The organism is uncultured Oscillibacter sp. (assembly GCF_910587525.1).
Lineage (GTDB): Bacteria > Bacillota > Clostridia > Oscillospirales > Oscillospiraceae > Oscillibacter.
This window is the reverse complement of sequence record NZ_CAJULS010000201.1, coordinates 1-3,034: the sequence shown is the minus strand read 5'-3', so window position 1 is coordinate 3,034 and position 3,034 is coordinate 1. Positions and strand designations below refer to the sequence as shown.

The 3,034-nt window shown below is 57.4% G+C and carries 2 protein-coding genes and 2 pseudogenes; 1 reads left to right on the top strand and 3 read right to left on the bottom strand.

The annotated features are described in order from the left end of the window. Positions 1–487 (bottom strand): annotated as a pseudogene (locus QZ326_RS12390) (carbohydrate ABC transporter substrate-binding protein); the annotation flags it as partial. A gap of 355 nt (positions 488–842) precedes the next feature. On the opposite strand from QZ326_RS12390, the gene QZ326_RS12385 reads away from it, so the two are divergent. Then, complete coding sequence (locus QZ326_RS12385; RefSeq protein ID WP_295745722.1) at positions 843–1,694, top strand: AraC family transcriptional regulator; 852 nt, start codon at positions 843–845, stop codon at positions 1,692–1,694. A gap of 94 nt (positions 1,695–1,788) precedes the next feature. On the opposite strand, the gene QZ326_RS12380 is transcribed toward QZ326_RS12385, so the two are convergent. Both QZ326_RS12380 and QZ326_RS12375 read right to left on the bottom strand, forming a co-directional pair. Next, positions 1,789–2,799 (bottom strand): ABC transporter permease, encoded by a 1,011-nt coding sequence (locus QZ326_RS12380; protein WP_295745719.1) that lies wholly within the window; start codon positions 2,797–2,799, stop codon positions 1,789–1,791. A 1-nt stretch (position 2,800) separates the two neighbouring features. Next, positions 2,801–3,034 (bottom strand): annotated as a pseudogene (locus QZ326_RS12375) (D-xylose ABC transporter ATP-binding protein); the annotation flags it as partial.

Below are 3,034 nucleotides of genomic sequence, written 5' to 3'. Positions count from 1 at the left end.
CGCCGTAGGGGTTGGTGACGGAGGTGTCGGTGAAGCCGCCCACGATCTTGTCGGAAACCTTGACGCTCTCGCCGGGCACGGTCATGCTGAGCACGTCGGTGATGTCGGCAATGTTGCGGTCCTTGATAAACTGTTCGGTTAAGCCCTTTTCACGGCCGGTGGCCAGGTGGATCACGTCCGGGAAGTCGCCGCCCTGCATGGAGGGGCCGATGACATCTTCCAGGTTCTTGTCGCAGATCAGGTTGACCTTCACGCCGGTCTCGGCGGTGAAGGCGTCGCAGACCTCCTGCCACATGCCGGGATAAGCCTCCTCATAGCCGGAAGCCAGGGCAGCCACGGTGATGGTCACGTCGGCGGGAGCCGGATCACTGTTGTCCGCCGGGGGCGTGGTACCGCTGTCAGCGGCGGGAGGCGTATTGCCGCCGCCGCAGGCGGCCAGGGAGAGAACGAGGGAAAGCGCCAGCAAGAGACTGAAAAACTTCTTCATGGTTCTACCTCCTTCAAATTTGGAAAAACGCAGATGGCCGGTATGCCGGCCTCTTATAAATTAAGTATAGCGGGTCCCCTACTGGTAAAACAATCCGTTTCTTGCGCTTCTTTTTATAGATATTGTTTTCTTTGCGCTTTTACAGAATTTTTTTAAATCTCCCCCGCAGTTTTTATATATAATTTATAATTTCACGATCTCTCGCCTTCTATTTCCCATGAATTACGCCAAAATCCCACCTAATATGAAAATAAATTTTTTCAAAGTTGCACAATTCTATTAAATACGCTATACTGTTTAAAAAGTCTGACAGCTCTGATTTTCAAAAAATTGCGGAGAACGGAAGGCGAAATTTATGGGCACGTGCCAATATACATTTCAGGAGGAGGCCTCCGGCGTCCTCTCCCGCCCGGGCGGGACGGGACGGCTGCTCTACGCCTCCCACACCCAATACAGCCAGGACTGGAACTCCAGCCTCCACACCCACGGCTGCGCCGAGGTATTCTTCATCACCGGCGGCCACGGCCGCTTTCGCACCCAACAGGGGGATATTCCCGTCACCATCCGGGACGTGGTCATCGTCAATGCCAACGTCCCCCATACCGAGGTCAGCCAGCTGGAGAGCCCGCTGGAGTACACCGTGCTGGGGGTGGAGGGCCTGGGGACTCTGGCCGGGGCGGAGGGATACACCATGCTGCACCTCCACACCGGGTGGGAGGAGCTGATCCTCTGTCTGCGGCTCATGCTCCAGGAGGCCGCCGGGGCCCTGCCGGGCCGCGAGACAGTCTGCCAGAATCTGCTGGAGGTGGTGCTGGTCCGACTGGGACGCCAGCGGGACATCGTTCTCTCCGGCGAGACAGCGGGTCCCCGCTCCAGCCGGGAGTGCAATCTGGTCCGGCGCTATATTGACAACCATTTCAAGGAGAATCTGACTCTGGAGCAGCTGGCGGAAATGGCCCACATCAACAAATACCATCTGGCCCACACCTTTCAGCGGGAGTTCCGCACCTCTCCCATCAGCTATCTCATTGCCCGCCGGATTCAGGAGAGCCGCTTTCTGCTGCGGGAAACTGACCACAGTATCTCCCAAATCGCGCAGATCCTGGGCTTCTCCTCTCTCAGCTATTTTTCCCAGAGCTTCCGGCGGCTGGAGGGGATCAGTCCCAACGAGTACCGCAGGCGGCACCGAAAAAATGACGGGGAATAACCCGGCAGACCGGCACATAGAGAAACAGAGGCGTACCCGCCCAACCGCGGGTACGCCTTCGCTGTTTCATATTTTCTGTTTTAAGGAATCCGCATTACTGAGCAGCCATTTTCCGGGCATTGGCCTCCATCTTATTGCGGACCACGTCAATGGTGACGGCCAGAATAATGACGGCGCCGATGACGATGTACTGCAAATCGTTGGAGGCGCCCATCAGGTTCAGGCCGTTGCGGATGACCGCCATAATCATAGCGCCGATCAGGGTGCCCCAGATGGTGCCCTTGCCGCCGGTAAAGGAAGCGCCGCCCACAATGCAGGCAGCAATGGCGTCGTTGTCATAGGTGGTACCGGCGTTGGCATTGGCAGAGGCCAGACGTCCCACGGAGACCACACCGGCCATGCCCGCCATAAAGCCGGACAGGGCATAGACAAAGGTCAGCACGTTTTTGGAAGGAATACCGGACAGCCGGGCCGCCTCAGGGTTGCCGCCGCAGCAGTAGATCTGACGGCCCAGAGCAGATTTCTTCAGGAAAATATCAAAGAGGATAAACACCAAGATGACCAGGATAAAGCTGACGGGGATGCCGGGGAAAGCGCCGACCTTGAACACGGAGCCGCCGCCGATCCACATCAGGGCGTCCACGCCGGTGTTGGTGAAACCGATGGACTTGGAACCGGTGATAACCAGAGCGATACCCAGCAGCACGTTCTTCATGCCCATGGTGGACACGAAGGGGTGGGGCAGGTCCAGGCGGGTCAGCAGGGTGCCGTTGATAAAACCGGCAAAGGTGCTCACCGCCAGGCCGCAGACTGCCAGGATGAAGGCGTTGGTCACGCCGAAATTCTGGACCAGCACGCCGATGGTGCAGGTGCACAGCACGCAGTTGGAGCCCACGGACAGGTCGATGCCGGCGGTAATCAGAGCACACAGCATGCCCGAGGCGATCAGGCAGTTGATGGACGCCTGCTTTAAGATGTTCATGATGTTGCCGATGCGGGGGAATTTATCCGGCATGACGATGCAAAAAATCACAATCAGGATCAAAAGCGCCACAACGGTGCCGAGCTTTTCCAGCAGCTCTTTCACAGTACTCTTGCTTTTCATATCAGTTTAACTCTCCTCCCCAGGCCGCTTTCATAATATCTTCGGAGTTGAAGTGCTCCGATCCGCGCTCCACGTTGGCCATGACCCGGCCGCCGCGCATGACCACCACGTGGTCGCTCATAGCCAGGATCTCCGGCAGCTCCGAAGAGACCATGATGACGCATTTTCCGGCCTTTACCATGTCGTTCATCACACGGTATACCTCGATCTTGGCGCCCACGTCGATACCGCGGGT

Coding starts and splice junctions, on each gene's coding strand:
- QZ326_RS12385 (WP_295745722.1), top strand. CDS start 843: ATGGGCACGTGCCAATATACATTTCAGGAGGAGGCCTCCGGCGTCCTC.
- QZ326_RS12380 (WP_295745719.1), bottom strand. CDS start 2,799: ATGAAAAGCAAGAGTACTGTGAAAGAGCTGCTGGAAAAGCTCGGCACC.